Genomic DNA, 1,824 nt, shown 5'->3' with positions numbered 1-1,824 from the left:
GGATGAAGGCACGAACCCAGTGGACATAAGCCTGTTCGGTTCGTAAGCTATAATGCAAGTAGCGTATGCGCTCACGCAACTGGTCCAGAACCTTGACCGAACGCAGCGGTGGTAACGGCGCAGTGGCGGTTTTCATGGCTTGTTATGACTGTTTTTTTGTACAGTCTATGCCTCGGGCATCCAAGCAGCAAGCGCGTTACGCCGTGGGTCGATGTTTGATGTTATGGAGCAGCAACGATGTTACGCAGCAGGGTGACGGTGTTCGGCATTCTGAATCTCACCGAGGACTCCTTCTTCGATGAGAGCCGGCGGCTAGACCCCGCCGGCGCTGTCACCGCGGCGATCGAAATGCTGCGAGTCGGATCAGACGTCGTGGATGTCGGACCGGCCGCCAGCCATCCGGACGCGAGGCCTGTATCGCCGGCCGATGAGATCAGACGTATTGCGCCGCTCTTAGACGCCCTGTCCGATCAGATGCACCGTGTTTCAATCGACAGCTTCCAACCGGAAACCCAGCGCTATGCGCTCAAGCGCGGCGTGGGCTACCTGAACGATATCCAAGGATTTCCTGACCCTGCGCTCTATCCCGATATTGCTGAGGCGGACTGCAGGCTGGTGGTTATGCACTCAGCGCAGCGGGATGGCATCGCCACCCGCACCGGTCACCTTCGACCCGAAGACGCGCTCGACGAGATTGTGCGGTTCTTCGAGGCGCGGGTTTCCGCCTTGCGACGGAGCGGGGTCGCTGCCGACCGGCTCATCCTCGATCCGGGGATGGGATTTTTCTTGAGCCCCGCACCGGAAACATCGCTGCACGTGCTGTCGAACCTTCAAAAGCTGAAGTCGGCGTTGGGGCTTCCGCTATTGGTCTCGGTGTCGCGGAAATCCTTCTTGGGCGCCACCGTTGGCCTTCCTGTAAAGGATCTGGGTCCAGCGAGCCTTGCGGCGGAACTTCACGCGATCGGCAATGGCGCTGACTACGTCCGCACCCACGCGCCTGGAGATCTGCGAAGCGCAATCACCTTCTCGGAAACCCTCGCGAAATTTCGCAGTCGCGACGCCAGAGACCGAGGGTTAGATCATGCCTAGCATTCACCTTCCGGCCGCCCGCTAGCGGACCCTGGTCAGGTTCCGCGAAGGTGGGCGCAGACATGCTGGGCTCGTCAGGATCAAACTGCACTATGAGGCGGCGGTTCATACCGCGCCAGGGGAGCGAATGGACAGCGAGGAGCCTCCGAACGTTCGGGTCGCCTGCTCGGGTGATATCGACGAGGTTGTGCGGCTGATGCACGACGCTGCGGCGTGGATGTCCGCCAAGGGAACGCCCGCCTGGGACGTCGCGCGGATCGACCGGACATTCGCGGAGACCTTCGTCCTGAGATCCGAGCTCCTAGTCGCGAGTTGCAGCGACGGCATCGTCGGCTGTTGCACCTTGTCGGCCGAGGATCCCGAGTTCTGGCCCGACGCCCTCAAGGGGGAGGCCGCATATCTGCACAAGCTCGCGGTGCGACGGACACATGCGGGCCGGGGTGTCAGCTCCGCGCTGATCGAGGCTTGCCGCCATGCCGCGCGAACGCAGGGGTGCGCCAAGCTGCGGCTCGACTGCCACCCGAACCTGCGTGGCCTATACGAGCGGCTCGGATTCACCCACGTCGACACTTTCAATCCCGGCTGGGATCCAACCTTCATCGCAGAACGCCTAGAACTCGAAATCTAACGTCCGTTCGGGCATCGAGGTCCATGTCGGGGTGGGACGGGCCCGTGGCTTCAAGATCACTTGCAGTCCGACCGCGATGTCTTGGTTGCGCGAGAGGTTGTCGATAT

Annotated in this window: 3 protein-coding genes; 2 read left to right on the top strand and 1 reads right to left on the bottom strand. The window is 61.7% G+C overall.

Annotated elements, in window-relative coordinates:
• Positions 1–136 (bottom strand): phage integrase N-terminal SAM-like domain-containing protein (locus AL3_RS18285; RefSeq protein ID WP_410315027.1); only part of this gene is annotated, 136 nt, incomplete at its 3' end.
• Between the two features lie 101 nt (positions 137–237).
• Here AL3_RS18285 and sul1 point away from each other — a divergent pair.
• Positions 238–1,089: a sulfonamide-resistant dihydropteroate synthase Sul1 gene (gene sul1, locus AL3_RS17900; RefSeq protein WP_000946487.1), complete on the top strand. Its 852-nt coding sequence runs from the start codon at positions 238–240 to the stop codon at positions 1,087–1,089.
• 127 nt (positions 1,090–1,216) lie between these two features.
• Complete coding sequence (locus AL3_RS17895; protein WP_000376623.1) at positions 1,217–1,717, top strand: GNAT family N-acetyltransferase; 501 nt, start codon at positions 1,217–1,219, stop codon at positions 1,715–1,717.
• Positions 1,718–1,824: the final 107 nt, after the last annotated feature.

Source organism: Arthrobacter luteolus NBRC 107841 (assembly GCF_001552075.1).
GTDB classification, from domain to species: Bacteria; Actinomycetota; Actinomycetes; order Actinomycetales; family Micrococcaceae; genus Arthrobacter_B; species Arthrobacter_B luteolus.
Note: the sequence above shows the minus strand (reverse complement) of the source record. Positions and strands in the feature narration are given on the sequence as shown.